27 protein-coding genes are annotated in these 24757 nt (G+C 74.6%); 16 read left to right on the top strand and 11 right to left on the bottom strand.

The features are described 5' to 3' along the window. Nucleotides 1-72: 72 nt before the first annotated feature. The 3 genes from Q0858_RS07655 to Q0858_RS07645 all read left to right on the top strand — a co-directional run bounded on the left by Q0858_RS07655 (nt 73) and on the right by Q0858_RS07645 (nt 2551). Entirely contained in the window at nt 73-324 is a 252-nt protein-coding gene (locus tag Q0858_RS07655; protein WP_299052327.1) for a hypothetical protein, read from the top strand. An 89-nt stretch (nt 325-413) separates the two neighbouring features. Continuing rightward, complete coding sequence (locus Q0858_RS07650) at nt 414-1646, top strand: cupin domain-containing protein (protein WP_299052326.1); 1233 nt, start codon at nt 414-416, stop codon at nt 1644-1646. Then, entirely contained in the window at nt 1643-2551 is a 909-nt protein-coding gene (locus tag Q0858_RS07645; protein WP_299052324.1) for a sucrase ferredoxin, read from the top strand. The genes Q0858_RS07650 and Q0858_RS07645 overlap by 4 nt, the downstream gene beginning before the upstream one ends. 153 nt (nt 2552-2704) lie before the next feature. On the opposite strand, the gene Q0858_RS07640 is transcribed toward Q0858_RS07645, so the two are convergent. From Q0858_RS07640 to edd, 5 genes are all read right to left on the bottom strand, one after another. Then, a complete protein-coding gene (locus tag Q0858_RS07640) occupies nt 2705-3181 on the bottom strand; it encodes a DinB family protein (protein WP_299052322.1) in 477 nt (158 codons plus the stop codon). Nucleotides 3182-3202: 21 nt separating this feature from the next. Continuing rightward, the gene (locus tag Q0858_RS07635) at nt 3203-4543 is read right to left on the bottom strand and encodes an MFS transporter (RefSeq protein WP_299052320.1); all 1341 of its coding nucleotides are present in this window, start codon (nt 4541-4543) and stop codon (nt 3203-3205) included. A gap of 127 nt (nt 4544-4670) precedes the next feature. After that, nucleotides 4671-6536, bottom strand: coding sequence for a 4-alpha-glucanotransferase (gene malQ / locus Q0858_RS07630; RefSeq protein ID WP_299052318.1), 1866 nt, complete (start codon nt 6534-6536; stop codon nt 4671-4673). Then, nucleotides 6533-7180, bottom strand: a complete 648-nt coding sequence (gene eda / locus Q0858_RS07625; RefSeq protein ID WP_299052316.1) for a bifunctional 4-hydroxy-2-oxoglutarate aldolase/2-dehydro-3-deoxy-phosphogluconate aldolase — start codon at nt 7178-7180, stop codon at nt 6533-6535. Before eda ends, malQ begins: the two co-directional genes overlap by 4 nt. Beyond that, nucleotides 7167-9044: a phosphogluconate dehydratase gene (gene edd, locus Q0858_RS07620; protein ID WP_299052314.1), complete on the bottom strand. Its 1878-nt coding sequence runs from the start codon at nt 9042-9044 to the stop codon at nt 7167-7169. Before edd ends, eda begins: the two co-directional genes overlap by 14 nt. A gap of 100 nt (nt 9045-9144) precedes the next feature. On the opposite strand from edd, the gene Q0858_RS07615 reads away from it, so the two are divergent. Next, on the top strand, nt 9145-10320 hold the full coding sequence (locus tag Q0858_RS07615; protein WP_299052312.1) for an ROK family protein: 1176 nt from the start codon (nt 9145-9147) through the stop codon (nt 10318-10320). A 38-nt stretch (nt 10321-10358) separates the two neighbouring features. On the opposite strand, the gene Q0858_RS07610 is transcribed toward Q0858_RS07615, so the two are convergent. Beyond that, nucleotides 10359-11129, bottom strand: coding sequence for a sigma-70 family RNA polymerase sigma factor (locus Q0858_RS07610; protein WP_299052310.1), 771 nt, complete (start codon nt 11127-11129; stop codon nt 10359-10361). A gap of 5 nt (nt 11130-11134) precedes the next feature. Next, entirely contained in the window at nt 11135-11338 is a 204-nt protein-coding gene (locus Q0858_RS07605; protein WP_299052307.1) for a DUF2945 domain-containing protein, read from the bottom strand. A 113-nt stretch (nt 11339-11451) separates the two neighbouring features. Here Q0858_RS07605 and Q0858_RS07600 point away from each other — a divergent pair, with 113 nt between their 5' ends. Further along, nucleotides 11452-12294: a DICT sensory domain-containing protein gene (locus tag Q0858_RS07600; protein WP_299052305.1), complete on the top strand. Its 843-nt coding sequence runs from the start codon at nt 11452-11454 to the stop codon at nt 12292-12294. A 1-nt stretch (nt 12295) separates the two neighbouring features. Here Q0858_RS07600 and Q0858_RS07595 read toward each other — a convergent pair whose 3' ends face one another. Together Q0858_RS07595 and Q0858_RS07590 are read right to left on the bottom strand one after the other, a co-directional pair. Then, nucleotides 12296-12988 (bottom strand): hypothetical protein, encoded by a 693-nt coding sequence (locus Q0858_RS07595; protein WP_299052303.1) that lies wholly within the window; start codon nt 12986-12988, stop codon nt 12296-12298. A gap of 332 nt (nt 12989-13320) precedes the next feature. Then, complete coding sequence (locus Q0858_RS07590; protein WP_299052301.1) at nt 13321-13590, bottom strand: GlsB/YeaQ/YmgE family stress response membrane protein; 270 nt, start codon at nt 13588-13590, stop codon at nt 13321-13323. Nucleotides 13591-13679: 89 nt separating this feature from the next. On the opposite strand from Q0858_RS07590, the gene Q0858_RS07585 reads away from it, so the two are divergent. Both Q0858_RS07585 and Q0858_RS07580 read left to right on the top strand, forming a co-directional pair. Beyond that, nucleotides 13680-14234: a dihydrofolate reductase family protein gene (locus tag Q0858_RS07585; protein WP_299052299.1), complete on the top strand. Its 555-nt coding sequence runs from the start codon at nt 13680-13682 to the stop codon at nt 14232-14234. Between the two features lie 23 nt (nt 14235-14257). Continuing rightward, a complete protein-coding gene (locus tag Q0858_RS07580) occupies nt 14258-14812 on the top strand; it encodes a putative immunity protein (RefSeq protein WP_299052297.1) in 555 nt (184 codons plus the stop codon). Here the strand turns inward: Q0858_RS07580 and Q0858_RS07575 are convergent. Next, the gene (locus Q0858_RS07575) at nt 14725-15219 is read right to left on the bottom strand and encodes a DUF2231 domain-containing protein (protein ID WP_299052296.1); all 495 of its coding nucleotides are present in this window, start codon (nt 15217-15219) and stop codon (nt 14725-14727) included. The two genes, Q0858_RS07580 and Q0858_RS07575, sit on opposite strands and share 88 nt — an antisense overlap. Before the next feature lie 139 nt (nt 15220-15358). Here Q0858_RS07575 and serA point away from each other — a divergent pair, with 139 nt between their 5' ends. The 9 genes from serA (at nt 15359) to Q0858_RS07530 (ending at nt 23053) form a co-directional block, all read left to right on the top strand. Beyond that, complete coding sequence (serA, locus tag Q0858_RS07570) at nt 15359-16552, top strand: phosphoglycerate dehydrogenase (protein ID WP_299052294.1); 1194 nt, start codon at nt 15359-15361, stop codon at nt 16550-16552. Between the two features lie 9 nt (nt 16553-16561). Beyond that, the gene (locus Q0858_RS07565) at nt 16562-16978 is read left to right on the top strand and encodes an NUDIX domain-containing protein (RefSeq protein ID WP_299052292.1); all 417 of its coding nucleotides are present in this window, start codon (nt 16562-16564) and stop codon (nt 16976-16978) included. A gap of 10 nt (nt 16979-16988) precedes the next feature. Next, nucleotides 16989-17603, top strand: a complete 615-nt coding sequence (locus Q0858_RS07560) for an FMN-binding negative transcriptional regulator (protein WP_299052291.1) — start codon at nt 16989-16991, stop codon at nt 17601-17603. A 482-nt stretch (nt 17604-18085) separates the two neighbouring features. After that, on the top strand, nt 18086-18655 hold the full coding sequence (locus Q0858_RS07555; protein ID WP_299052289.1) for a sugar O-acetyltransferase: 570 nt from the start codon (nt 18086-18088) through the stop codon (nt 18653-18655). Between the two features lie 9 nt (nt 18656-18664). Beyond that, nucleotides 18665-18952 (top strand): hypothetical protein, encoded by a 288-nt coding sequence (locus Q0858_RS07550; protein ID WP_299052287.1) that lies wholly within the window; start codon nt 18665-18667, stop codon nt 18950-18952. A 10-nt stretch (nt 18953-18962) separates the two neighbouring features. Further along, a complete protein-coding gene (gene mshB / locus Q0858_RS07545; RefSeq protein ID WP_299052285.1) occupies nt 18963-19910 on the top strand; it encodes an N-acetyl-1-D-myo-inositol-2-amino-2-deoxy-alpha-D-glucopyranoside deacetylase in 948 nt (315 codons plus the stop codon). Continuing rightward, entirely contained in the window at nt 19907-20293 is a 387-nt protein-coding gene (locus Q0858_RS07540; RefSeq protein ID WP_299052283.1) for a hypothetical protein, read from the top strand. Before mshB ends, Q0858_RS07540 begins: the two co-directional genes overlap by 4 nt. 11 nt (nt 20294-20304) lie before the next feature. Beyond that, the gene (locus tag Q0858_RS07535; protein WP_299052281.1) at nt 20305-22149 is read left to right on the top strand and encodes a VanW family protein; all 1845 of its coding nucleotides are present in this window, start codon (nt 20305-20307) and stop codon (nt 22147-22149) included. A gap of 43 nt (nt 22150-22192) precedes the next feature. Next, on the top strand, nt 22193-23053 hold the full coding sequence (locus tag Q0858_RS07530) for an alpha/beta fold hydrolase (RefSeq protein ID WP_299052279.1): 861 nt from the start codon (nt 22193-22195) through the stop codon (nt 23051-23053). A 214-nt stretch (nt 23054-23267) separates the two neighbouring features. On the opposite strand, the gene aspS is transcribed toward Q0858_RS07530, so the two are convergent. Beyond that, nucleotides 23268-24575, bottom strand: coding sequence for an aspartate--tRNA(Asn) ligase (aspS, locus tag Q0858_RS07525; RefSeq protein ID WP_299052277.1), 1308 nt, complete (start codon nt 24573-24575; stop codon nt 23268-23270). Nucleotides 24576-24757 lie beyond the last annotated feature (182 nt).

The following is a 24757-nucleotide window of genomic DNA, read 5'->3' as shown; positions in this document are numbered from 1 at the left end:
CTCACGGCGAGCGGGTACCGCGAGGGCGGCGCCGATCGGGCGCCGTCGAACCGATGACCAGGAGGTCGCACCGTGCAGGACGACGACATCACCACTTCGCAGGACGGCGAGAACGAGGGTCCCGCCGACGGCGGCGCCTCGGGCACCCCGGGCGTCCAGGACGGCGGCGCCGACGGCGGCGCCGAGGGTCCCGCCGACGGCGGCGCCTCGGGCACCCCGGGCGTCCAGGACGGCGGAGCCGACGGCGGCGCCGAGGGTCCCGCCGACGGCGGCGCCTCGGGCACCGAGGGTGTCCAGGACGGCGGAGCCGACGGCGGCGCCTGAGTCATGAGCAGCGTGGCCCGGGACGTCGAGAGACGACCCGGGCCACGTGTCGTGGTGGGCACGCCGGGCACGGGAGCAGGAGGAGAGCAGTGAGCGAGACCGACCCCCTGGGTCGCCTGACCGGGATGAGCGCCGAGGACTTCGCGGCGCGGCACTGGGCCACCGCGCCCCTGCTGCGGCGTGCGGCGGACCTGCCGGGCGGCGGGTTCACCGACCTGCTGAGCCCCGACGCCGTCGACGAGCTCGTCTCCACCCGCGGACTGCGGACGCCGTTCCTGCGAATGGCCCGCGACGGGTCGGTCCGCCCCACCTCGACGTACACCGGCCCCGGCGGCGCGGGCGCCGAGATCGGCGACCAGGTCGCCGACGACAAGCTCCTCGCCGAGCTCGCCGCCGGCAGCACGCTCGTGCTGCAGGGCCTGCACCGCACCTGGCCCCCGGTCGTCGACCTCGCCGGTGCGCTGGCCCGGCAGCTGGGCCACCCGGTGCAGGTCAACGCGTACCTGACGCCGGCGCAGAACACCGGCTTCGACCCCCACTACGACGTCCACGACGTCTTCGTCCTGCAGTTCACCGGCCGCAAGCGGTGGCGGGTCCACGCCCCCGTGCTCGACGCGCCGCTGCGCGACCAGCCGTGGCAGGACCGCCGCGCCGAGGTCGCCGCGCGGGCGACCGAGGAGCCGGTGATCGAGACCGTCCTCGAACCGGGCGACGTGCTGTACCTGCCGCGCGGCTACCTGCACTCGGCCTCCGCGCTGGGCGAGCTGTCCGGCCACCTGACGATCGGCGTCCAGCCCGTCACCCGCGCCGCCCTCGCCGCCCGCGTCCTCGACCTCGTCGGTGACGACGTCGAGCTGCGCCGCTCGCTGCCGATGGGCGTCGACCTCGGGGACCCCGACGTCCTCGCCGGCGACCTGAAGGCCACGCGGGACGCGCTGCACGCCGCCGTCGACCGCCTCGACGACGCGGACGTCGTCTCCGCGATCGCCGCGTCGCTGGGCCGTCACCTCTCGACGAGCACCCGCCCCGCGCCGCTCGGTCCGCTGGCCCAGCTCGCCGCCGCCGACCGCGTGTCGGCGGACGACGTCGTCGTCCTCCGCCCCGGGCTGCGCTGCTCGCTGGGCGGAACCGGCGACCGTGAGGGCACCGTGCGGCTCCGGCTCCCCGGCAAGTCCCTGAGCCTGCCCGAGCGGCTGACCGACGCGGCCGCGCGGGCCGTCACCGGCGAGCCGGTCCGCGTCGCGGACCTCGGTCTCGAGGTCGACGATGCCGCCGTGCTGGTCCGCCGCCTGCTGCTGGAGGGCGTGGTGGTCCCGGCGTGAGCCGGCCCGTCCCGCGGGAGTCGCCCACCTCCTGCGCGCCGGCTGCGGCCGAGCGGGGCGACCCCCTGGCCGGCACGGCGCTGACGATCGGGCGTCTGCTGCTCGTCGAGCAGGCCGGTCCGTGGGGCCCGCGCGGCCTGGTCGAGAGCCACGCCGACCCCGTCCTCGCGGACCGGATCGACCACGCCGCCGCGGCGGGGGGCGCGCGGATGCAGGCCGTACGACGACCCGGCCGCCACGCCGACCGCGGACCGGTCGAGCCCGGCCACGACGTCGCGCTCGTCGACGTCGCCGCGGGCACGGCCTGGCGCTGGCGGGCCGGGTCGCTCGCCGAGCTGGCCGATGAGCTGGAGGCCGACCCGGGCCTGCGGCCGGCGCGGGCGGTGGCCGACCGCGAGCCGTCGTACCTGGTCTGCACGCACGGCAGCCACGACCTCTGCTGCGCCGTCCGCGGCCGTCCGGTCACCACCGCGCTCGCCGCCCTGCGCCCCGAACGGGTCTGGGAGACCACCCACGTCGGCGGGGACCGCTTCGCCGCCAACGTGCTCGTCGTCCCGACCGGTGAGCTCTACGGACGCGTGACCCCCGAGGACGCCGATCGGCTGGTCACCGACACCGACGCGGGGTCCGTCCTGCCGGAGCTGCTCCGCGGCCGGCTCGGGCTGGCCCCGGCGGCGCAGGTCGGCCTGGTACTCGCCCACGCACGCCTCGGCGCCCGCCGCGACCTGGTCATGGTGACGTCCCTCGAACGCGTCGACCCCGACACCACCCGCGTCCACCTGCGCGGCCCCGACGGCCCCCTCGTCGCCACCGTCGAGGCCGCCTGGGGCGCCCCGGAGCGCCTCACCTGCCGCGGCGTCGCCCCCTCCCGCGCCCGCGTGCTCCGCGGCATCTCGCTCGAGTAGCCGAGTCAAGCCGCCACGGCCGAACTCGCGAGGCCGTGACGCGGCGCAGGTCGAGCGAGCGCGCGACCGAGCCTGCGAGGTCGCGAACGCGGGTCGAGACCCGGTGAGACACACGATGGCGTCGAGTGCCACGCCCCTGAGGGCCCGTCCAGCTCAGCCGCGGGCCGCCCGCAGCTGCTCGACGATGATGTCGCCGTGTCCGGCGTGGCGGGCGAGCTCGGCGACGACGTGGTGCAGGGCGTAGCGGAGGGTCACCGGCGTGCCGTTCCAGTCGTAGGTCTCCTCCAGGCTGCGGCCCGCGCAGATCGCGCGCGACCGCGCGCACGCCTCGTCGTACGCCGTCCGCACCGACGCGATCGTGGCGTCCGGGGTGGGCGTCCAGCTCTCGTCGACCGTCTCCGGTACGCCGACCTCGGCGCGGGTCCGCCCCGCCACGCGGTGGTGGAACCAGACCCGCTCGACGAACGTGGCGTGCGTGACGAGCGCCAGGGGCGTGGTCAGCGACGGCACGAGCCGCGTCCGCGCCTCGGCGTCGCTGAGGTCGTCGAGCAGGCCGGCGACCTGCTCGCGCTGACGGTCGACCCAGCCGTGCAGCATGGTGGCCTCGTCGGCCGTGTGGAGGTCGGGCATCCGGGGATCCTCCCAGGCGCGTCAGGCCGCGAGCGGCTCCTCGACGTCGTCCATCGTCCGCCGACCGGCGGTCTCGAACAGCAGGAGGGTGGCCGCGATGCTCAGGCCGGCGAGCACCGCGAGGAGCACGCCGATGGCGATGCTGCCGAAGGCGGCGGTGAGCGGCGGGGCCAGGACGGGAGGCACCGCGCCGCCGAGCACGCCGGCGAGGTTGTAGGCCATGCCGGCACCGGTGTAGCGGAACCGGGTGGCGAACAGCTCGGGGAGGTAGGCGCCGACGGGGCCGTACATGATCCCGAAGATCGCGAGCGTCACGGCGACCCCGATGCCGAACGCCGGCGCCGTGCCGATGTCCAGCACCGGGAAGAGCGCGAGCGACCAGAGGAGCGCCATGGCCCCGGAGACGAGGATGACCGGACGTCGGCCGACCCGGTCGGAGATCCGGCCGCCCACGATGGTGGTCACGGCGAGCACCACGGCGGCCAGGATGCCGAGCGACAGCACGACGCGCCGGTCGAGGGCGGCGCCGGCGGGGTCCGAGCCGTACGCCGTGAGGTAGGCGGTGCCCATGTAGAAGAAGCCGAAGCCGATGCCCTGCACGAACGCGCCCAGGACGATCTCCCGCGGCTGGACCCGGAAGACCTCGAGCACCGGTGGGGTGGTCGGGGCCTCGGACGCGGCCCTCCGGTCGCGGTCGGCCGTGAAGACCGGCGTCTCGTCGATCGACAGCCGGATGTAGAGCCCGACGCCGACCAGGAGCGCGGACAGCAGGAACGGGATCCGCCAGCCGTAGGTGAGGAACGCGTCGGAGCCGAAGACGACGTCGGTGGCGAGGAACGTCCCCGACGAGAGCGCGAAGGCGAGCGCGGGGCCGAGCTGCGGGAACACGGCGTACGCGCCGCGCTTGCCGGGCGGTGCGTACTCGGCGGTGAGCAGGTTCGCCCCCGCCCACTCGCCGCCCACCGCGAGGCCCTGGGCGACCCGCAGGATGATCAGCAGGATCGGCGCGGCCGCACCGATGACGGCGCCGGTCGGCAGCAGGCCGATCGCCACGGTGGCGACGCCCATCAGCAGCAGCGTGGTGACGAGGGTGCCCTTGCGGCCGAGCCTGTCGCCGTAGTGGCCGAACACGATCGCCCCCAGCGGGCGGACGACGAACGCGACAGCGAACGTCGCGAACGACGCGGCGGTGCCGGCGACCGGTCCGAGCGCCGGGAAGAAGATCTGCGGGAACACCAGCGCGGCTGCGGTGCCGTAGATGAAGAAGTCGTAGAACTCGATGGTCGTGCCCACGCACGAGGCCACGGCGACGCGTCGCATCGTGGTGGGGGCGGGGGCCTGGGCAGGGGGCGTAGCGCTCATGAGATGTCCTGGTCCGAGTGACAGAGGTCACACAGGATCGGGGACGGTCAGGAGCCGGTCAAGGCTCCAGCCCTGCGCAGATGTGCCGACTCGACGTCCCAGAGCTGCGCAGATGTGCCGACTCGGCTCAGGGGCGTCCGCGCACCGCGGCGTCCACCGACCGCAGCAGCGTCTCGGCGCCGGCGTGACCGGGGAGGTCGTCGACCGCCACGGGCAGGGGGAGGCGCCAGTTGTCGCGCTGGGTGTGGTCGGTGCCGGGCACGTTGGGCCGGCGTACCTCGCCGACGGCGTCCTCGAGCGCGACGGTGACGAGCAGGGAGGGGGAGCGCCCGAGCTGCGCGTACGCCGCCGCCACGGCCTCGTCGGTCGAGGCGGAGGCGGGCAGGCCGTCGCGGGCGAGCCGCTCGAGCAGCTCGGTCTGCTGCGCGCGGACCTCGGGGACGGTCTCGCCGGTCGCGGCCGCCTGGTCCTCGGCGTCGGTGCCGCCCCACAGCCCGGTGACGGTGGCGAGGTCGTGGGTGGTCACGGTGGCCATGGCGTTCGTCGGCCACGTCGCCGGGTCGTCGTCCTCGAAGTAGAGGACCTTGTACGACAGGATCCCGCGCTCGGCGAGCGCCTCGCGGACGCCGTCCTCGACCGTGCCGAGGTCCTCGCCGACGATGACGGCCCGGGCGCGGTGGGACTCCAGCGCGACGATGTCGAGCATGTCCTGCCACGGGTAGCGCACGTAGACGCCCTCGCGGGGGTGCTCGCCCTGCGGCACCCACCACAGCCGGAACAGGCCCATGACGTGGTCGATCCGCAGCCCCCCGGCGCCCTCGATGGTGCCGCGCAGGGACTGCACGAACGGCTCGTAGTCGGCCTGTCGCAACCTCCACGGCACCAGCGGAGGGGAGCCCCAGTCCTGGCCCAGGGCGTTCAGCGCGTCCGGCGGCGCGCCGACGCTGGCCCCGAGAGCGAGCACGTCCTGCCACGCCCATCCGTCGGCGCCGCTGGCGGACACGCCGATCGGCAGGTCCTGCACGATCGTGACGTCGCCCGCGGCGTCGGCGAGCTGGCGGGCGAGCAGCCACTGGGTCCAGGCGTGGAAGGCGACCTCGTCCGCGTGCGAGTCGGCGTACGCCGCGACCGCGTCGGAGTCCGGACGGCGCAACGGCTCCGGCCACTCCCGCCAGTCCGGCCCGTGCTCGACCACCAGGGCGCACCACACCGACCACTCGGCCAGCGGGGCCCCGCGGCGCTCGCGCCAGCCGACGAGGTCGGGGTCGACGGCGGCGTCCGTGCGGGAGAAGACCGAGCGGAGGACCCGCTGGCCCTGCTCCCACGCGACGTCGCGGTCGACCAGGGCGCCGGGCTCGGGCCGCTCGACCACACCGTCGAGCGCGGGGTCGTGGCCGGGCACCTCGTCGAGGCGGAGGTAGAGCGGGCTGCGGAAGCGACGCGTCGCGGGCAGGTAGGGGCTCGACTCCTGCGGGGTGCCGGGCGTGGCCGCGTGGAGCGGGTTGGTGAGCAGGAACCCGGCGCCCAGCGACGTGGCCCACTCCCGCAGGGTGCGGAGGTCGGCGAGGTCGCCGAGCTGGCCCGAGGCGCGCGAGCGGGCGCCGTACAGCTGGACGGCGAGGCCCCAGCTGCGGTCCTCGGGGAGCCAGCAGCGGCCGGGGGAGACGACGAGGCGCCGCTCACGGTCCGCCGCGGTGCCGGGGGCGCCGACGACGCGGTGGTAGCCGAGCGGGAAGTCGTCGGGGACGACGCCCGCGGTCAGCGGACGCGTGGTGCCGTCCTCGCAGCGCACCTCGACCGCGCCGAGCGGGTGCCGGGCGCCCGGTCGGACGACGAGGGGCGCGACGTCGTCCAGCCCGGCCGGGGGGCGGCCCACGGCCTCCCGGATCGGTGCGGCGCGCTCGTCGGTGAGGCGCTGCGGCTGGTCGTCGGCGTCGAGCCACTCGAGCTGGAGGCCCCAGTCGTCGGTCTCGGGGTGCGGTCCGGTCGTCACGCCCTCAGCATGGCGGCCTCCGCCGCCAGGGCCTCGACCTGCCCCCAGTCGCCGGCGTCGACGAGCTTCTTCGGGGTCAGCCACGACCCACCGACGCACCCGACGTTGGGCAGCGACAGGTAGGAGCGCGCCGTGGCCCGGGTGATGCCGCCGGTGGGGCAGAAGCGGGCGGCGGGCACGGGCGCCGCGACGGACGCGAGCCACGGGGCGCCCCCCGCGGCCTCCGCGGGGAAGAACTTCATCTCGGTGTGGCCGGCCTCGAGGACGGCGAGCACCTCGGAGACCGTCGACGTGCCGGGCAGGAACGGCAGCCCGGTGCCGGTCATCGCCGACAGCAGCGACGGCGTCGCGCCGGGGGAGACCAGGAACCGCGCTCCGGCCCGCGCGGCGGCGTCGGCCTGGGCGGGGGTGGTGATGGTCCCGGCGCCCACGAGGATGCCCGGCACCTCGGCGACGATCGCGCGGATCGCGTCGAGCGCCGCGGGGGTGCGCAGGGTCAGCTCGATGGCGGGCAGGCCGCCCGCGACGAGCGCGCGGGCGATCGGGACGGCGTCGGCGACGCGGTCGACGACGACGACCGGCATCACGGGGACGACGTCGAGCAGCGACCCGCGGGTCGCCATCAGGTCCTCACGCAGACTCAAGGGAGACCTCCTGGCCGGGGCTGTACGTCGGGACGGTGCCGGGGAACACGCTGGCGCCGCGGTCGGCGGCGCCGACGGTGGCGCGGAAGGCGGCGAACAGCTCGCGGCCGGTGCCGGCGAACTCCTCGCCCTCGGGGGCGCGGCCGGTGGGCTCGCGCCGCTGGAGCTCGTCGGCGGCGGCGACGTCGAGGACGCCGCGCTCCGCGTCGATGGTGATCAGGTCGCCGTCCACGACCCGGCTCAGCGGCCCGCCGAGGGCGGCCTCCGGGGTCAGGTGGATGGCGGCGGGCACCTTGCCCGACGCCCCGGACATACGGCCGTCGGTGACGATGGCGACGCGCTGCCCGCGGTCCTGCAGGAGGCCGAGCACGGGGGTGAGCTTGTGCAGCTCGGGCATGCCGTTCGCGGCGGGGCCCTGGTAGCGGACGACGGCGACGAAGTCGCGCCCGTCGAGCTCGCCCGCGGCGTGCAGCGCGAGCAGGTCGTCCTGGTCGTCGACGACCAGGGCCGGGGCGGTGACGGTGCGGTGCGCGGGGGCCACGGCGGAGGTCTTGATGACCCCCGTCCCGAGCGGTCCGGTGAGGACCTTAAGGCCGCCGTCGGTCTGGAACGGTGCGGTGGCCGGACGCAGGACGTCGAGGTCGCCGGAGGCCTTCGGCCCCTCCTCCCACGTCAGCTCCCCGGAGGCGCCGTCCAGCTTCGGCTCGGTCGTGTAGTGGTGCAGCCCGTGGCCCGCGATGGTGCGCACGTCGGGGTGCAGCAACCCGGCGCGCAGCAGGGTGTGGACGAGGAACGCGATCCCGCCGGCGGCGTGGAAGTGGTTCACGTCGGCGGTGCCGTTGGGGTAGACCCGAGCGAGCAGCGGCACGACGGTCGAGAGCTCGGAGAGGTCCTGCCAGGTCAGCTCGATGCCCGCGGCGCGGGCGATGGCCACGAGGTGGATCGTGTGGTTGGTGGACCCGCCGCTGGCGAGCAACGCGACGCAGGCGTTGACGATCGCCTTCTCGTCGACGATCTCGCCGATCGGGGTGGGCTCACCGCCCTGCCGGGTGATCGCGACGGCCCGCCGGGCGGCGGCGTCGGTCAGCGCCTCGCGCAGCGGCGTCCCGGGGTTCACGAAGGACGAGCCGGGCAGGTGCAGGCCGAGCACCTCCATGATCAGCTGGTTGGAGTTCGCGGTGCCGTAGAAGGTGCACGTCCCCGCCGAGTGGTACGACGCCGCCTCGGCGTCCAGCAGCTCCGCGCGGGTGGCCCGGCCCTCGGCGTACCGCTGGCGGACGGCGGCCTTCTCGGCGTTCGGCAGGCCCGAGGTCATGGGGCCGGCCGGCACGAAGACGGTCGGCAGGTGGCCGAAGGAGAGGGCGCCGATCAGCAGGCCGGGGACGATCTTGTCGCAGACGCCCAGCATCAGGGCGCCGTCGAACATGTCGTGGGAGAGCGCGACCGCGGTCGACATGGCGATGACGTCGCGGCTGTAGAGCGACAGCTGCATCCCGGGGCGGCCCTGGGTGATGCCGTCGCACATCGCGGGCACGCCCCCCGCGACCTGGGCGAGCCCGCCGGCGCGGGCGGCGGAGCGCTTCAGCGCGGGCGGGTAGTCCACGAACGGCTGGTGCGCCGAGAGCATGTCGTTGTAGCTGGTGACGATCGCGAGGTTGGGCTTGACCCGGCCGCGCAGCGCCGCCTTCTCCGGCGCGGCCTCGGCGGCGAAGCCATGGGCGAGGTTCGCGCAGCCCAGCGAGGCCCGGCCCGGGGCGCCGGAGCCGGCCGCGGCGCGGGTCCGGCGCAGGTACGCCGCCCGCGAGTGCGCGCTCCGCTCGACGATGCGCTCGGTCACGGCCGCCAGGACCGGGTGGGTGCTCATGCCTCCACGCTAGGGGCACTTCCAACCCATAGCAAGCACACTTCGACACTTTGAAGTCAAAAGACGGTGCACTATGTCCCCGCTCGCTACGATCGCGAGCATGACCGAATCCGCCGGGGAGCTGCTCCGCCTCGTCCGCGCCGGTCGTGCCTCCACCCGCTCCGACCTGCGTCGACTCACGGGCATGTCCCGCACGGCGGTGGTGACGCGGGTCGACACCCTCCTGCGTGCCGGGCTGCTGCTGCCCGGCCGTGAGGAGGCGTCCACCGGGGGACGCCCGCCGGGCTCGCTGGTCTTCAACCGCACCGCGGGGGTGGTGCTCGCCGCCGCCGTCGGGCGCTCGCGCACCCAGCTGGCCGTCCTGGACCTCACCGGCGCCGAGCTCGCCTGCGACGAGGCGGACCACGAGGCCGGCGCGGGGCCGGCGACCGTGATGCCCGACGTCGTCGAGCGCCTGCGCGGCCTGCTGGCCGCCGTTCCCGGCGAGGCGCCGGTGCTCGGGGTGGGCCTGAGCCTGCCCGGCAGCATCGACCCCGCGCTCGGGATCAGCGTCGACTCGCCCGTCGTGTCCGGCTGGGACGGCGTCGAGCTGGCGCCGTACCTCGAGCAGGTGACCCGCGCCCCGCTCTGGGTGGGCAACGACGCCGACGTCCTCGCCCTCTCCGAGCTGCTCGGCCACGCCCGCACGTACGACGACCTGCTGGTCGTCAAGGCCTCCACGGGTCTCGGCCTCGGCATCGTCGTCGGCGGCGAGGTGGTGCGCGGTGCGCTGGGCGGCGCCGGCGAGATCGGGCACACCCCCGCCGTCACGGCGCCCGACGGGGGAGCGGACGCCGGTCTGCCCTGCCGCTGCGGGCGGACCGGGTGCCTCGAGACCGTCGCGGCAGGATGGGCGCTCGTCGCGGAGCGTGCGGCGCGGGGTCGTCCGGTGGAGCACGTGCGCGAGCTCGTCCGCCTCGCGCAGGTCGGCGAGGCGGAGGCCCGGGGCCTGCTGCGCGAGAGCGGCCGCCGGCTGGGGGAGACCCTGGCCCTGGCCATCACCCTGCTCAACCCGTCGGCCGTCGTCGTCGGCGGCGACATGGCCGGCGCCTACGACACCTACCTCGCCGGGCTGCGCGAGAGCGTCTACGCCCGCTCGACGGCCCTGGCGACCCGGGACCTGGTGTTCCTGCCCTCGACGTACGGCGACCGCGCGGGCGTCGTCGGCTGCGGCGCCATGGCGCTCGAGGGCGCGCTGGCGCCGGAGGCCGTCGACGCCTGGCTCACCACCGGCTGAGGCGGCGGCGGGTCACCCGGGCCGGACCCCGGCCCGGCTCAGGACGCGGCGGCGAGCTCCCGCAGGTCCTTCAGGATGCGGCGCAGCAGCCGTGAGACCTGCATCTGGGTGACGCCGATGGCGTCGGCGATCTCCTGCTGGGTCCAGTCCTCGACGTAGCGCATGCGCAGGATCAGCCGGTCCCGCTCGCGCAGGCTGCGGATCATGGGCTCGAGCGTGGCCCGCGTCTCCGCGGCGTCCGTCTCGTCGTCGGGACGCACCAGGCTCTCCGCCACGGTCGTGGTCGAGTCGGGGCCGACCGGCAGGTCGAGCGAGGAGGCGTGGAAGCACCCCTGCGCCTGCATGGCCTCCTCGACGTCGGCCACCGAGATGCCGAGCGCCTCCGCGACGTCCTTGGCGGTGCGCTGCTCGCCCTCGGAGGTGCGGTGCTCGTACGCCGCGACGACGCGCGACTGGTTCTCCTGGATGCGGCGCGGCGGCCGGACGATCCAGCCCAGGTCGCGGAAGTGCTTGCGCAGCTCACCGCGGATGGTCGGGACGGCGTACGACAGGAAGTCGCGGCCGGGCTCCGACACGAAGCGGCGGACCGCCTGCACGAGGGCGAGGCTCGCGACCTGCTCCAGGTCGTCCAGGGCCACGCCGCGGTTGCGGTAGCGGCCGGCCAGCGTGCGAGCCAGCTCGAGGTTGACCACGACCACCTCGTCGCGGAGGCGGTCCCTCTGCTCGTCGGACGTCGCCTGCTCGATCTCGGCGAAGAGCCGGGTCGTCTCCTCGCGCCGGCGTGTGCGGCGCGGTGTCTCGGCGGCCACGGGGGTCACCCCTTCTCGAGGGTTGATTCTTTGTGTGCGGCCTTCGAGCCGGACTTCTCCGACTCGACGATCCAGTACGGCTCGTCCGAGCTGGCCTGGAACTTCTGCTTGTCGTGCTGGAACGGCGAGGTCTTCTTCTCGATGGCCTTGCCCGTGGTCTTCCCCTGTGGGGTGTTCCAGTGGACCGTGTCGCCCTTGCTGATACTCATCGGACCCTCCGAGCCGTGTCCGGCCTTCTCGACGCCCTGTCGAGATTCTCAATCATGACTTCTACATCCTGTACAGGTCTAGCATGGCACGAATGGGTGCCTCAGGGAATGCAGTGTCGGATGAGGCACACCTGACGATCGGGGACGTCGCCGCGCGCACGGGTGTCAGCACGACGACGCTGCGCGCCTGGGAGCGCCGGCACGACTTCCCGCACCCCGCGCGGCTGCCCGGTGGGCACCGGCGCTACCGCGAGGACCAGTGCGAGCAGGTCAAGGAGGTCGCCCGCCGGCGGGACCGTGGCGTCCGGCTCGAGATCGCCATCGCCGACGTGATGATGGCCAGCTCCCGCAGCGGGCCGCAGGCGCCGTCGGTGTTCGCGTCGCTGCGCTCGCGCCACCCGCACCTGGAGGCGCTGCGGCTGCGGAAGTCGATGATGATGTCGCTGTCGTGGGCCATCGAGGACGAGGCGCTGGCCACCGCGGCCCGTCCGGTGATCTTCGGCAACTTCCAGCGGACCCGGCACTTCGAGATCGCGCAGAGCCGCTGGGAGGAGCTGGCCAGGGTCGCGGACGTCGCCGTGGTGTTCTCCGCGTTCCCCGACCTGCGCACCGACGTCGCCCCCGTCCGGGTGCCGCTCGCCCCCGACGCGCCCATGCGGCACGAGTGGAGCGTGGTGTGCGACTCCGCGGAGTTCTGCGCCGCGCTCTCGGCCTGGGAGCTGCCCGGCCAGGAGGACAAGCCGAACGCGGACCGGGTGATGGAGGGCATGTGGACCGTCGACCCCTGGGTCGTCCGCGACGCCGCCCTGACCTGCGTCCGGGTCGCGCAGGACTACGGGTACGACGACGGCGGCCGCATGGAGCGGATCCTCGAGGAGCGCCCGGTCTCGGCCGCGAGTGCACCCATGGTCACGCTCTTCAACCGCATCGTCGGGTACGCCGACTCCGTGCGCTGACTCAGGCCCCGCGCAGCTCGACGATCCAGCGCCGTCGCGGGTGCTCGGTGACGGTCCACAGGCTGTCGCCGGTGGCCGTGAGGTCCTCGGGTCCCATCGGGGTGGCCCAGCGGCGGCGGCGCCAACCGGCGTCCTCCCGGACCCACAGCGACCCCGGCGTGGTCGGGCCGTGGGAGGTGCTGACCTCCCAGCGTCCCCGGCGACGGACGGCGCCCTGCATGCCGCGGACCCCGTCGAGGACCTCGACGCAGCGGCAGTGGTCGTCGTCGCCCAGCGCGGGGAGGCGGGTCTGCGGGTCCATCGGCCAGCGGGTGAGGCGGGTGGTCTGGCGACCGCGGCCGTACTCGCCGACGACGAGCGTCGGGGCGGCCGGCTCCTCCAGGTCGAGGGACAGGAAGGAGTAGCGCAGCGGCTCGGTCCCCTCGGGGGTCACCGCGCGGTGCGCGTGGCGCATCGGCAGCACCCAGGAGTGGCCGAGGAACTCGTCGCGGCGCTCCGCGGGGACCGGGGTGAGGTCGTCGAGGTGGCAGGTGGCGAAGCCGTTGCGGGTGGCGGCGACGTGCACCCAGTCGCCCCACCACACCAGGCCGCCGGCGTGGATCTTCAGGGGCCGCCAGGTCGGGGCGCCGCCGTCCTTCGCGGGCCGTGGCTCGACCAGCAGCACGTGCTCGTAGCGCCGGGCGCCGACGTCCACGAGGCTCAGGCGTGAGCCCTGGTTGCGCTCGTCGCCGAGGGTCTTGGCGTACCAGGTGGTGAGCAGCAGCTCCCGGCCGGACGGGTGGGGCTCGTGGGGGTCGCTGATGCCCTGCGGCCACCAGCGCGGGTCGCGCCGGTCGTCGGGCTCCCACGTCAGCGCCCGGCGTACGCCGAGCCCGAGGGCGCCGTAGGCCCGCCGCGCGCGCCGACCACCGGTCTCGAGGTGGTCGAGCAGGGCGTCGAGCCCGCGCCTGCCCCCTGCGGGGGTCAGGTCGGGGAGGAGCCGCTCCCAGAGCGGGCCGAGGTCCTCGGCCCGCCGCAGTGCGAGGCTCAGGACGTGACCTTCTTGCGACCGGTCACGGCGTTGTAGACCAGCAGGGCGATGACGGCGCCGATGACGGAGCCGATCAGCCCGGAGGTGCTGAAGTCGAAGCTGCCGCGGTTGAAGAGCAGCGCCGCGAGCGTGCCGCCGACGAAGGAGCCGACGATGCCGAGCAGCATCGTGGCGAGGATGCCCATGCTGTCCTTGCCGGGGACGAGGAGACGGGCGATGGCGCCCGCGATGAGGCCGAGGATGAGGAAACCGATGAGACCGAACATGGTTTCAGCCTCCCACGGAACCGATGAGTCCGTGACCGTGCGCAGGTCGGCACCGCCCGAGACCGTCACCCGAGGAGAGGACACGACCCGTGCGCAGGCTCGTCATCACGCAGAACGTCACGCTCGACGGTGCCGTCGAGATGCTCGACGACTGGTTCGACGCCCAGGGCCAGGGCGACCAGGCCGACCTGACCGAGGAGATGCAGCGGCAGGACGCCGAGGCCGACGGCTTCCTGTGCGGACGCCGTACGTTCCTGGACCTCCGCGGCTACTGGCGTGACCTGGACGACGACTCCACAGGAGTGAGCGCCTACCTCCACGGCGTGTCCAAGTACGTCGTGTCGTCGACGCTGGGCGACCCGGAGTGGGACCGCACGACGGTCCTGCGCGGGGACCCCGTGGCCGAGGTGGCGGCGCTGAAGCAGACGGAGGGGCGCGAGATCGTGCTGACCGGGTCGATCCGCCTGGCCCACGCACTGATCGTCGCGGGGCTGGTGGACGAGTACCGGCAGTTCGTCTACCCCGTCGTCCAGGGCCGCGGCCGCCGGCTGTTCCCGGACGGCTACGTGGTGCCGCGGATGGAGACCGTCGGGTCGAGGTCGTTCCGCGGCGGGATCACTCTGCTGAAGCACCGTCCCGCCTGAGCCCGCAGGATCTACGCTGCCTCATGGTCGACGCCTCCCCCGCCGAGGTGTGGGCCGAGGTCGAGCAGCTGCTGGCGCGGGCCGACCACCTCACGGCGGTCCGCTGGGCCGCCGAGTGCGCCGCCCGGGCGGCCGCCCGGTTCGAGGTGGACGGCGCCGTGGACCCGCGGCTCGCCCGCGCGCTGGACCATGTCTCCGCCTGGCTGGACGACGGCGCACTCGACGAGGTCGCCCACCACTCGGCGGTCATCGGGGCGCACAACGCGGCGCGCTCCCTCCCCGACCGGACGGGCGTCCGTGCCGCGGCGCGCGCGGTGGCGCAGGCCGTGGCGACGCTGCGCGCCCCGGAGCACGCGATCGGGGCCGCGATGTACGCCGGGATGGCCGCCCGGGACGCCCGTGCCCCGGAGGGCCCGCCGGACGTCGGGGCCGCCGCGACGGAGCGCGTGCTCCAGCGCGACCGCCTGGCTGCGCTCGTCGCGGGACCGGGCTACTCGGAGGAGGCGCCGGGCGAGGGGGTCGAGGACGCGACCTGGTCGCCCCACACGGCGCGGGCACCGGAGTCACCGACGCGGTAGACCTGCACCGCGCAGGCCAGGGCGGCGACGACGGCCAGGGCGGCGACGACCGTGCGGACGGCGTCCGGGCCGGGCAGCGGCTTCCCGGCCGCACGCCGGCGCTCGAGGAGGGTGAGGGCGGCGGCGAGCACCACGACGGGGATCGCGAACCACAGCAGGGTGTCGCCGAGCTCGGCGTGGATGCCGGGGTTGCCGACCCGCTTCTCGAGCGCCTCGCCGCTGGAGGTGGCCACCGGCACCAGCACGGTCGCGACCAGGGCCACGCCGGTGACGAGCGGCCCGTAGGCCACCCGCCAGGCGGGTCGGGCGGCGATGGCGAGGGTGCCGAGCACCGCGAGGGGCATCAGCACGACGACGGCGTGGACCACGAGCGGGTGGACGGGCAGGCCGTCGATGAGGTCGAACATGGCGTCAGCCTCCGCCGGGGGCCTCGCAGGCAGCCGTGACACCACTGTGGCCGGCCTGTGAATGTCAGCGGCGCGGTGCGTCGTCCGTGATCCGGCGCCGGTTCGGCGCCTCGCACCGGGTGCGGCAGAGTAGGGGAGCGTGCGCGCACTGCTTCTGGAGAACCTCCACCCGCTGGCCTCGACGATCCTCCGTGACGCCGGGTTCGAGATCGAGACGCGCTCCGGCGCGCTCTCCGAGGACGACCTGATCGACGCCCTCGAGGGCGTCGACCTGCTGGGCATCCGCTCGAAGACCGACGTGACCGAGCGAGTCCTGGCCGCCCGGGGCGACCTGACGGCGATCGGCGCCTTCTGCATCGGCGTGAACCAGATCGACCTGCCCGCCGCCACGCGGCGCGGCATCGCCGTGTTCAACGCGCCGTTCTCCAACACCCGCTCGGTGGTGGAGCTCGCGATCGCCGACATCATCGCGCTGGCCCGCCGCCTGACCGTCCGTGACAAGGCCCTCCACGACGGCGTCTGGGACAAGTCGGCCGCCGGCAGCCACGAGGTCCGCGGCCGGACCCTCGGCATCGTCGGCTACGGCAACATCGGCTCGCAGCTGTCCGTGGTCGCCGAGATGCTGGGCATGAAGGTGTTCTTCTACGACACCGACGACAAGCTGGCGCTCGGCAACGCCACGCGCTGCGGGTCGCTGGCCGAGCTGCTCGACAACGTCGAGACCGTGACGCTGCACGTGGACGGGCGCCAGGGCAACGCCGGGATCTTCGGCCGCGAGCAGATCGCGATGATGAAGCCCCGCTCGATCTTCCTGAACCTGTCCCGCGGGTTCCTCGTTGACTACGAGGCGCTGGCCGAGGGCATCGCCTCCGGCCACGTCGCCGGTGCCGCCGTCGACGTGTTCCCGGACGAGCCCCGCAACCGGGGCGACCACTTCGACTCCCCGTTGCGCGGCCTCGACAACGTCATCCTCACCCCCCACGTCGGCGGCTCGACCGAGGAGGCGCAGGAGGACATCGGGCGCTTCGTCGGCGCCAAGCTCCGCGACTACGTGCAGCACGGCGTGACCTCGCTGAGCGTCAACCTGCCCACGCTGACCCCGGAACGCGCCGAGCCGGCGCAGCGCATCGCCCACCTCCACGCCAACACCCCCGGGGTGCTGGCGCGCGCGAACCAGGTGCTGGCGGACGCCGAGGTCAACATCGAGCGGCAGGTGCTGGGCACCCGCGGGGAGTGCGGGTACGTCGTCACCGACGTCGGCGCCCCCATGAGCGAGGACGCCCTGGCCAAGCTGGCCGCGATGGAGGAGACCGTCCGCCTGCGGACCGTCTGAGCCGCTCCGGTGACGGGCGAGGTCGGCGAGGTCGGCGAGGTGGTCGGTGCCGCCGTCGTGCGGCACGGCCTGCTGCTCGCGGCCCGTCGGACGAGGCCCGCCGCGGCGGCCGGCCGCTGGGAGCTGCCCGGCGGCAAGGTCGAGCCGGGGGAGACCCCGGACGCCGCGCTGGTCCGGGAGGTCGCCGAGGAGCTGGGCTGCGCGGTCGTCGTACGACGGTGGCTGCCGGGCTCGACGGACATCACCACGCCCTCGGGCGCGCGCCTGCGGCTGCGCGTCGCGGTCTGCGACGTCGCCGACGGCGAGCCCACCCCCGGCGAGCACGACCGGCTCGCCTGGCTCGGCCCTGAGCAGCTGGGCGACGTCGACTGGCTCGAGCCCGACCGGCCGTTCCTGCCGCTGCTGCGCGAGCACCTCGCCGGATAGGTTCCCGGTCGTGTACGTCCCGCCGTTCAACGCCCTGTCCGACGAGGCGGGCGCCCGTGCCCTGGTCGCGGAGGTCGGCGCGGCCGAGCTCGTCACCGCCGGGCCCGACGGCTACCCGGCGGCCACGCTGCTCCCGGTCGTCTGGGACGGCGACACCGTCTCCGCCCACCTCGCGCTGGCCAACCCGCACTGGCGCTCGATCGCCGACGACCAGCCGACCCTGCTCGTCGTCCGCGGCCCGCAGGCGTACGTGTCGCCGTCCTGGTACGCCACGAAGGCCGAGCACGGGCGGGTGGTCCCGACGTGGAACTACTCCGCGGTGCACCTCACCGGCCGGGCGCGGACCGTCACCGACCCGGACTGGCTGCGGGCCCACGTCGAGACCCTCACCCGCCTCCACGAGGACCACCGGGCCGCGCCCTGGGCGGTCGACGACGCCCCGTCGTCGTACGTGACGGGCCAGCTGCGGGGCATCGTCGGCGTCGAGGTGACGGTGGAGCGGGTCGAGGGCAAGGACAAGCTCAGCCAGAACCGCTCCGACGCGGACCGCACCGGTGTGGTCGCGGGTCTGCGCGAGGAGGGGACCGGCGAGGCCGCCGCCGTCGCCGCCCGCATGACGCGCTGACCACCCGCCGGAGACCGAGGCGCGAGGTCCCGTACGTCGAGCGGCGGTCTCACCGGGTCTCGTGGCCCCTGCGCTCCTGCGTCGCTGCGGGGCACCTCGACCTCCGGTGGGTCCGGTGATCGAGGTGCGAGGCCGGCTGCGGCCGAGCCACGAGGTCCCGTACGCCGACCGGCGGTTTCACCGGGTCTCGTGGCCCCTGCGCTCCTGCGTCCCTGCGGGGCACCTCGACCTCCGGTGGTTCCGGTGATCGAGGTGCGGGGCCGGCTGCGGCCGAGCCGCGAGATCCCGTGCGCCGACCGGCGGTCTCACCGGGTCTCGTGGCCCCTGCGCTCCTGCGTCGCTGCGGGGCACCTCGACCTCCGGTGGTTCCGGTGATCGAGGTGCGAGGCCGGCTACGGCCGAGCCACGAGATCCCGTACGCCGACCGGCGGTCTCGACGCGCACGACCACCTCGGGGTCCGGGGGCCGATAGCGTCGGGGCCATGAGTGACGACACCCGGTCGATGCGCGAGCGGATGCTCGCGGGTGAGCCCTACATGCCGGACGAGGAGCTCGGCGCGATGAGCCGCCGGGCCCTCGGCCTGGTCGACGCGTTCAACGCGACAGGCGTCGACGAGGGCGACCGCCGCAAGGAGCTGCTGACCGAGCTGCTCGGCGGGCTGGGGACCGGCACCGAGGTCCGCCCGCCGCTGCGCGTCGACTACGGGACCTACCTGACGATCGGCGACCACGGCTTCGTGAACTTCGGGCTCGTCGCCCTCGACTGCGCGCCCATCACGATCGGCGAGCACGTCCAGATCGGCCCGAACGTCCAGCTGCTGACCCCCACCCACCCCGTCGAGCCCGACCCGCGGCGCGACAAGTGGGAGGGCGCGCAGCCCATCACCATCGGCGACAACGTGTGGCTCGGCGGCGGCGCGATCGTCTGCCCCGGCGTCACCATCGGCGACGACACCGTCGTCGGCGCCGGATCGGTGGTCACCAAGGACCTGCCGGCGGGCGTGGTCGCGGTCGGCAACCCGGCGCGCGTGATCAAGCGCGTCATCGACTAGGAGCGGCGCGTGCGCGGCATCTTCTTCGACCCCGACGACGCCCGGGCCGTCGCCGCACGGCTCGAGGCCGACGGCTGGGCGGCCGACGTACGACGCGAGCGGCTGGCCGGCGAGGACGACGACGAGGACCACCCCTGGGCGGTGACCACCGACGCCCCGTCGTTCGTGCTCGACGTGCTGGTGGACACCTACGACGGGTGGCTGGACCCCGAGCCGGCCGACGAGCCGCCCCGCACCGGCGGCACCGTCCCGCTGGACCTCCCCACCGCGCCCGAGCGGCTCAAGCGGTCGCCGTAGGCTCGGACGCATGAGCGAGACGCAGGCGGGCACGCCGGGACACCGGCTGCTCCTGGTGCACGCGCACCCCGACGACGAGACCATCGGGCAGGGCGCCACCATGGCGAAGTACGTCGCCGAGGGCCGCGGCGTCACCCTCGTGACGTGCACCGCCGGCGAGCTCGGCGAGGTCCTCGTCCCGGAGCTGGCCCACCTCGCCGCCGACCGCGACGGCGGCCTCGGGCTGCACCGCCGGGGCGAGATCGCCGACGCGATGTCGATCCTCGGCGTGACGGACCACCGGTGGCTCGGTGGCTTCGGCCACTGGAAGGACTCCGGCATGAAGTGGCACGCCGACGGCCACGCCGTGGTCGCCGACGAGGTCACCGCCGACTCGTTCTGGTTCGCCGACCTCACCGAGGCCGCCGACGAGCTGGTGAAGGTCGTCCGCGAGGTCCGCCCCCAGGTCCTCGTGACGTACGACGAGTTCGGCGGCTACGGCCACCCCGACCACATCCAGGCCCACCGGGTCGCCATGTACGCCGCCCAGCTGGCCGCGGTGCCGTCGTACAAGCCGGCGCTAGGGGAGCCGTGGGAGATCGCGAAGATCTACTGGGGTGCCATGTCGGAGAGCCGCATGCGCGCGAGCCTGCGCGCCCTGCGCGAGGCCGGCGACACCACGACCTTCGAGGGCATGGACCCCGACGGCCCGCTGCCGCACTTCGTCGCCCCCGACGAGGCCATCAGCGCGATGGTGGACGCGGAGGAGTGGACCGAGACCAAGCTGACCGCGCTCAAGGCGCACCGGACCCAGGTCGCCACCGACGGCCCCTTCTTCGCGCTGTCCAACAACAACGGCAGCCGGGTCTGGGGCGCGGAGGCGTACCGGATCGTCAAGGGTGAGCGCGGCGAGGTCGACGAGCACGGCTTCGAGACCGACCTGTTCGCGGGCGTGGCGCCCGACCAGCCCCCGGGGTGATCCGGGCCCTCGCGCTCGGCCTCGCCGCCCTCGGGCTGCTCGTCGCCGGCTCCGTGACGGGGGTCGCCGCGGTCGCCCTCCACACCCGGGGGTGGGGATTCGCCCTCCTCGCGCTCGCCACCCTCGCGACGCTCCTCGCGCTGCCGCCCGGCTGGACGACCCGGGTCGCGTTCGCCCTCGGCTGGGAGGTCGTGGTGCTCCGCGCGACGCTGGCGAAGGGCCCGGGCGGGGACGTCGTGGTGTCCGCGGACCTGGCGGGCTACGCCCTGCTGCTCGTCGCGCTCGTCGTCGCGCTCGCGGCCGTCCTGACCCTCGCCGTGCGGCGGCGGGAGCCGAGGGGCGAGGGTCCCGAGGAATCCGGTCGCGGCGCCTCCTCTGCATAGGATCGTCGGCGATGAGCACCACCGACACCGCCGAGCGCCCCGCGGTGCCGCCCGAGCCCACCGCCGGCGGCCGCCGGGGCCGTGTCGTGCTGCTCGCGGCGCTGGGCGTCCTCCTCCTGCTCGCCGTCGTCTACCTCGTCCTGTGGGCGGTGGCCGGGGACAAGGTGCCGCGCGGCGCGTCCGTCGAGGGCGTCGAGGTCGGCGGCCGGAGCGCCGCCGACGCCGAGGACACCCTGCGCGAGGCGCTGGCCGACCGCGAGACCGCACCGGTCGCGGTCGTCGTCGGCGGTGAAGCCGCGGACACCGAGGAGCTGACCCCCGACCAGCTCGGGCTGGCCGTCGACTACGAGGCCTCCGTCGACGAGGTCGGGGGCTCCCGCAGCCTGTCCCCGGCCCGCCTGTGGGACTACTACACGGGCGGCGCCGACGTCGACGCCGTCCTGACGGTCGACGACGACGCCCTGGACGAGCAGGTCGCGGCGCTCGACGAGCAGTACGGCCGACCCGCCACGGAGGGCGGACTGGCCTTCGCCGACGGCGAGGTCCAGGTGACCGAGGCCGAGGAGGGCCGTGCGCTCGAGGCCGACGTCACCCGCGAGGCGCTGATGGCGGCGTACCTCGACACCGAGCCCGTCGCCGAGCTGGCCCTGGCGCCCGTCGTCCCCGACGTCGACGCCGGCGACGTCGCGCAGGCCCGCGAGGAGTTCGCCGACCCGGCGGTCTCCGCCCCGGTCACCCTGGTCGTCGGCGACGCCGAGGTCGTGATCGAGCCGACCGACTACGACTTCCTGTCGATGGCCGCGCAGGACGGCGAGCTCGTGCCGCAGGTGGACGGCGAGGCGCTCAGCGACCGGCTCGACGAGGCGATCCCCGACGCGCAGCTGCCCACCGACGCGACCGTCGAGCTGGTGGACGGCTCCCCGCAGGTCATCCCGGGCGAGCAGGGGGTCGGGTTCGGTCCCGACAAGGCCGCCCAGGCGTTCGAGCAGGGGGCCACCGGCCGCGGCAGCGCTCGCACCGTCGAGGTCCAGACCCGCCAGATCGCGCCGGACTTCACCGTGAAGGACGCCCGGGCGCTCGGCATCAAGCGCCAGGTCTCGACCTTCACGACCGAGTTCCCGTACGCCGAGTACCGCAACATCAACATCGGCCAGGCCGCCGAGAACGTCGACGGGACGCTCCTGCTGCCCGGTGAGACCTTCTCGTTCAACGACATCGTGGGGGAGCGCACCGAGGAGAACGGCTTCACCACCGGGTTCGTCATCTCCGACGGCATCTTCGCCTCCGACCTCGGCGGCGGCGTCTCCCAGATGGCGACCACGACGTACAACGCCGCGTTCTTCGCCGGCCTCGAGGACGTCGAGCACAAGCCGCACTCGTTCTACATCGACCGCTACCCGGAGGGCCGCGAGGCGACGGTCGTCTTCGGCTCGCTCGACCTGCGGTTCCGCAACAACACGGACTACGGGATCCTCATCTCCGCGACGACGGTCCCCAGCACCCCGACGTCCTCGGGCTCGGTGACGGTGAGCATGTACTCGACGCCGGTCTGGGACATCGAGTCCGAGACCTCCGAGCGCTACAACTTCACCTCGCCCGGGACCAGGACGCTGACGACCCCGGACTGCTACCCCAACGCCGGGTACGGCGGCTTCGACGTCGACGTGACGCGCATCTTCAAGCGACCCGGCGAGTCCGAGGTGGTGAAGGAGGAGACCCAGCAGGTCACCTACACCCCGTCGGACACCGTCGTCTGCGAGGAGCCGCCCCCGCCGCCCTCCGACGACGGCGGCGGCGGCAACGGCGGCGGCAACGGCGGCGGCAGCGGTGGCGGCGGCAACGGGGGCAACGGCTGACCGACCGGTGACAACCGGTGTCACACGGAGTTACCGTGTGGCGATGGCCACTCTCGGGACCCGTCATCTCGTCGCGCTCACCAGTGGGCTCGCCGCCGTGCTCCTCGCGTTGCTCGCACCCACGGCCGCGGCCGCCACCAGCGCCGCGGACCCCGTGGAGGAGCTCTCGCACCCGTTCGGCAGCCCCGTCGGGGCCAACGACTGGACGTGCCGCCCGACGCAGGAGCGGCCGACGCCCGTCGTGCTGGTCCACGGCACGTTCGCCGACTCCCGGACGCCGCTCGACCGGCTCTCCGCACGGGTCAAGGCCGCCGGCTACTGCGTGTACTCGGTCGACTACGGCCTGCGTGGCACCCAGCGCATCGAGGACTCCGCGGCCACCCTCGCCGCGTTCGTCGACCGGGTCCTGGCCTCGACCGGGGCCGCGAAGGTCTCGCTCGTGGGTCACTCGCAGGGCGGGATGATGCCGCGGTACTACCTGAAGAACCTCGGCGGGCTGGGCGAGGTCGACGACCTCGTCGGCCTCGCGCCCAGCAACTACGGCACCTACCGCGCCGAGCTGCTCGCCCCCGCCGGCGCCCTCGGCTGCCCCGCGTGCGCGCAGCAGGGGGCAGGCTCGCAGTTCCTGCGCGACCTCAACACCCCCGACGACTCCCCGGGCGACGTCAGCTACACCAACGTCGTGACCCGGTACGACGCCGTGGTCGTGCCCCACACCAACGGCTACCTGACCCCGGCGGACAACGTCACCAACATCCGTCTCCAGGACGTGTGCCCCGGCAACCTCGCCGACCACGTGTTCATCCCCGCCAACCGGACCGCCATCGCGATCACCCTGGACGCGCTGTCGCACCCCGGTCCCGCCCGCGCCACCGGCTACGGCGCGCTCGCCTGCCTGCCCTGACCCACCGCTGACACCAGCGGCCCCACCGGAGGTCGAGGTGCTCCGAGCCCTGGCGAGGAGCCACGAGACCCGGTGAGAGATCACGTCACCCGGTCTCGTGGCTCGGGCCCGGCGGCCCTCGCACCTCGACCTCCGGGGCAGGTGAGCCCGGCTACGGCCCGCCGGTCTGCCTGCCCTGACCCACCGCTGACACCGGCGGGGTCGAGGGGCCTTCCTACGGCGACAGGCGGTGGAGGTCGCGCGGGTAGAGCGTGACCTCCCGGACGTTCGCCGCGCCCACCAGCCGTGACACCCACCGCTCGAGCCCGATGGCGAACCCGCCGTGCGGCGGCATCCCGTGGGCGAAGGCCCGCAGGTGGTCGGCGTACGGCGCGGGGTCGATGCCCCGCTCGGCCATCACCGCGGCGTACGCCGACGGCGTGTGCAGCCGCTGCCCGCCGGTGACGAGCTCCACGCCCCGCAGCAGGACGTCGAAGCCGTTGCTGCCCGGTGCGCCCGGTCGCTCCGGGCCCGTCCACGGGTGGGTGTAGAACGGCCGCGCCGCGAGGGGGTAGCCCTCGACGGCGACGAGGTCCGAGCCGTGCTCGGCGAGGGCCCAGGCCCCGACCGCGCGCTCGTGGGCGGGGGAGAGGTCCGGCTCGTCGGCCGGTGCGCCGGCGATCGACAGCGCCTCGGAGAAGTGCACGACGGGGATCTGGTCGGGCACCGCGACCTCCACGCCGTGGCCCAGCGCGGCGACCTCGGCCGACATCCCCGCGAGCACGTCCCGGAGCACCGCCAGCACGTCGTGGTGGTCCTCGACGAACCCGAGCTCGACGTCGAGCGAGGTGTACTGCGCCAGGTGCCGTGCGGTGTCGTGCGGCTCGGCCCGGAAGACCGGCCCCACCTCGTAGACCCGCTCGAAGACCCCGACGAGCTGCTGCTTGTGCAGCTGCGGGCTCTGCGCCAGGTACGCCGTCCGCCCGAAGTAGTCGACCTCGAAGACCGTGGCCCCGGTCTCGGTCGCCCCGCCGACCAGCTTCGGCGTGCAGACCTCCGTGAACCTGAGGCCGTCGAGGGTGGCGCGGAAGCCGCGCAACGAGGCCGCGGCGACCTCCCAGGACCGCCGCCGGGCCGGGTGGCGCCACGTCACCGCGGCGTGGTCGAGCAGCGTGGCCAGGCCGGCGTCCAGCGACGGGCGCCAGAGCTCGACCGGCGGGGTCTCCGCGGGCTCGGTCAGCGGCGTCAGGACCGGGTCGACGACCTCGACACCGCCGGGCGCGGAGTCGTTCTGGACGACCCGCCCGCGGACCTCGACGGTCGTCTCCTCCGGCAGCGCGGCGAGGCGCTCGCGGCCCTCGCGGACGACGACCTGGGCGAGACCACTGCGGTCCCGCAGGACCAGGAACGCGACCTGCGCGAGCTCGCGGCGACGGTGGACCCAGGCGCGCAGGAGGACCTCGGACCCGGGTGGGACGTCGGGCAGGGCTGAGCAGAGCGTCCTGGACAGGGCAGGTGGGGTGGATGGGGACTGGGTGGACATGCGGATCACCTCCGGCTCGTGACGAGAGCCCTGGAGGTGTGGGCGGGGGCCAGGTCGCGGTGCCACCACACCTTCGCCGGCATCCAGTCGTGACGCGCCGGCCTCTCGTCGGTACGCCGGACGCGCGGGCGGCGCTGCTCTGCCGGGTCGCAGGGGGTGCGTCACGCCCCACGCCGCCACCA

Source organism: uncultured Nocardioides sp. (genome assembly GCF_947489365.1).
Lineage (GTDB): Bacteria > Actinomycetota > Actinomycetes > Propionibacteriales > Nocardioidaceae > Nocardioides.
This window is presented reverse-complemented; position numbering and strand designations above follow the sequence as displayed.

Excerpts from the sequence above, each read along its gene's own strand:
- Q0858_RS07555 (WP_299052289.1), top strand. The coding sequence starts at position 18,086 with ATGAGTGACGACACCCGGTCGATGCGCGAGCGGATGCTCGCGGGTGAG.
- Q0858_RS07575 (WP_299052296.1), bottom strand. The coding sequence starts at position 15,219 with ATGTTCGACCTCATCGACGGCCTGCCCGTCCACCCGCTCGTGGTCCAC.
- Q0858_RS07580 (WP_299052297.1), top strand. The coding sequence starts at position 14,258 with ATGGTCGACGCCTCCCCCGCCGAGGTGTGGGCCGAGGTCGAGCAGCTG.
- Q0858_RS07615 (WP_299052312.1), top strand. The coding sequence starts at position 9,145 with ATGACCGAATCCGCCGGGGAGCTGCTCCGCCTCGTCCGCGCCGGTCGT.
- mshB (WP_299052285.1), top strand. The coding sequence starts at position 18,963 with ATGAGCGAGACGCAGGCGGGCACGCCGGGACACCGGCTGCTCCTGGTG.
- Q0858_RS07640 (WP_299052322.1), bottom strand. The coding sequence starts at position 3,181 with ATGCCCGACCTCCACACGGCCGACGAGGCCACCATGCTGCACGGCTGG.
- Q0858_RS07590 (WP_299052301.1), bottom strand. The coding sequence starts at position 13,590 with ATGTTCGGTCTCATCGGTTTCCTCATCCTCGGCCTCATCGCGGGCGCC.
- Q0858_RS07530 (WP_299052279.1), top strand. The coding sequence starts at position 22,193 with ATGGCCACTCTCGGGACCCGTCATCTCGTCGCGCTCACCAGTGGGCTC.
- Q0858_RS07605 (WP_299052307.1), bottom strand. The coding sequence starts at position 11,338 with ATGAGTATCAGCAAGGGCGACACGGTCCACTGGAACACCCCACAGGGG.
- Q0858_RS07535 (WP_299052281.1), top strand. The coding sequence starts at position 20,305 with ATGAGCACCACCGACACCGCCGAGCGCCCCGCGGTGCCGCCCGAGCCC.
- edd (WP_299052314.1), bottom strand. The coding sequence starts at position 9,044 with ATGAGCACCCACCCGGTCCTGGCGGCCGTGACCGAGCGCATCGTCGAG.
- Q0858_RS07635 (WP_299052320.1), bottom strand. The coding sequence starts at position 4,543 with ATGAGCGCTACGCCCCCTGCCCAGGCCCCCGCCCCCACCACGATGCGA.
- aspS (WP_299052277.1), bottom strand. The coding sequence starts at position 24,575 with ATGTCCACCCAGTCCCCATCCACCCCACCTGCCCTGTCCAGGACGCTC.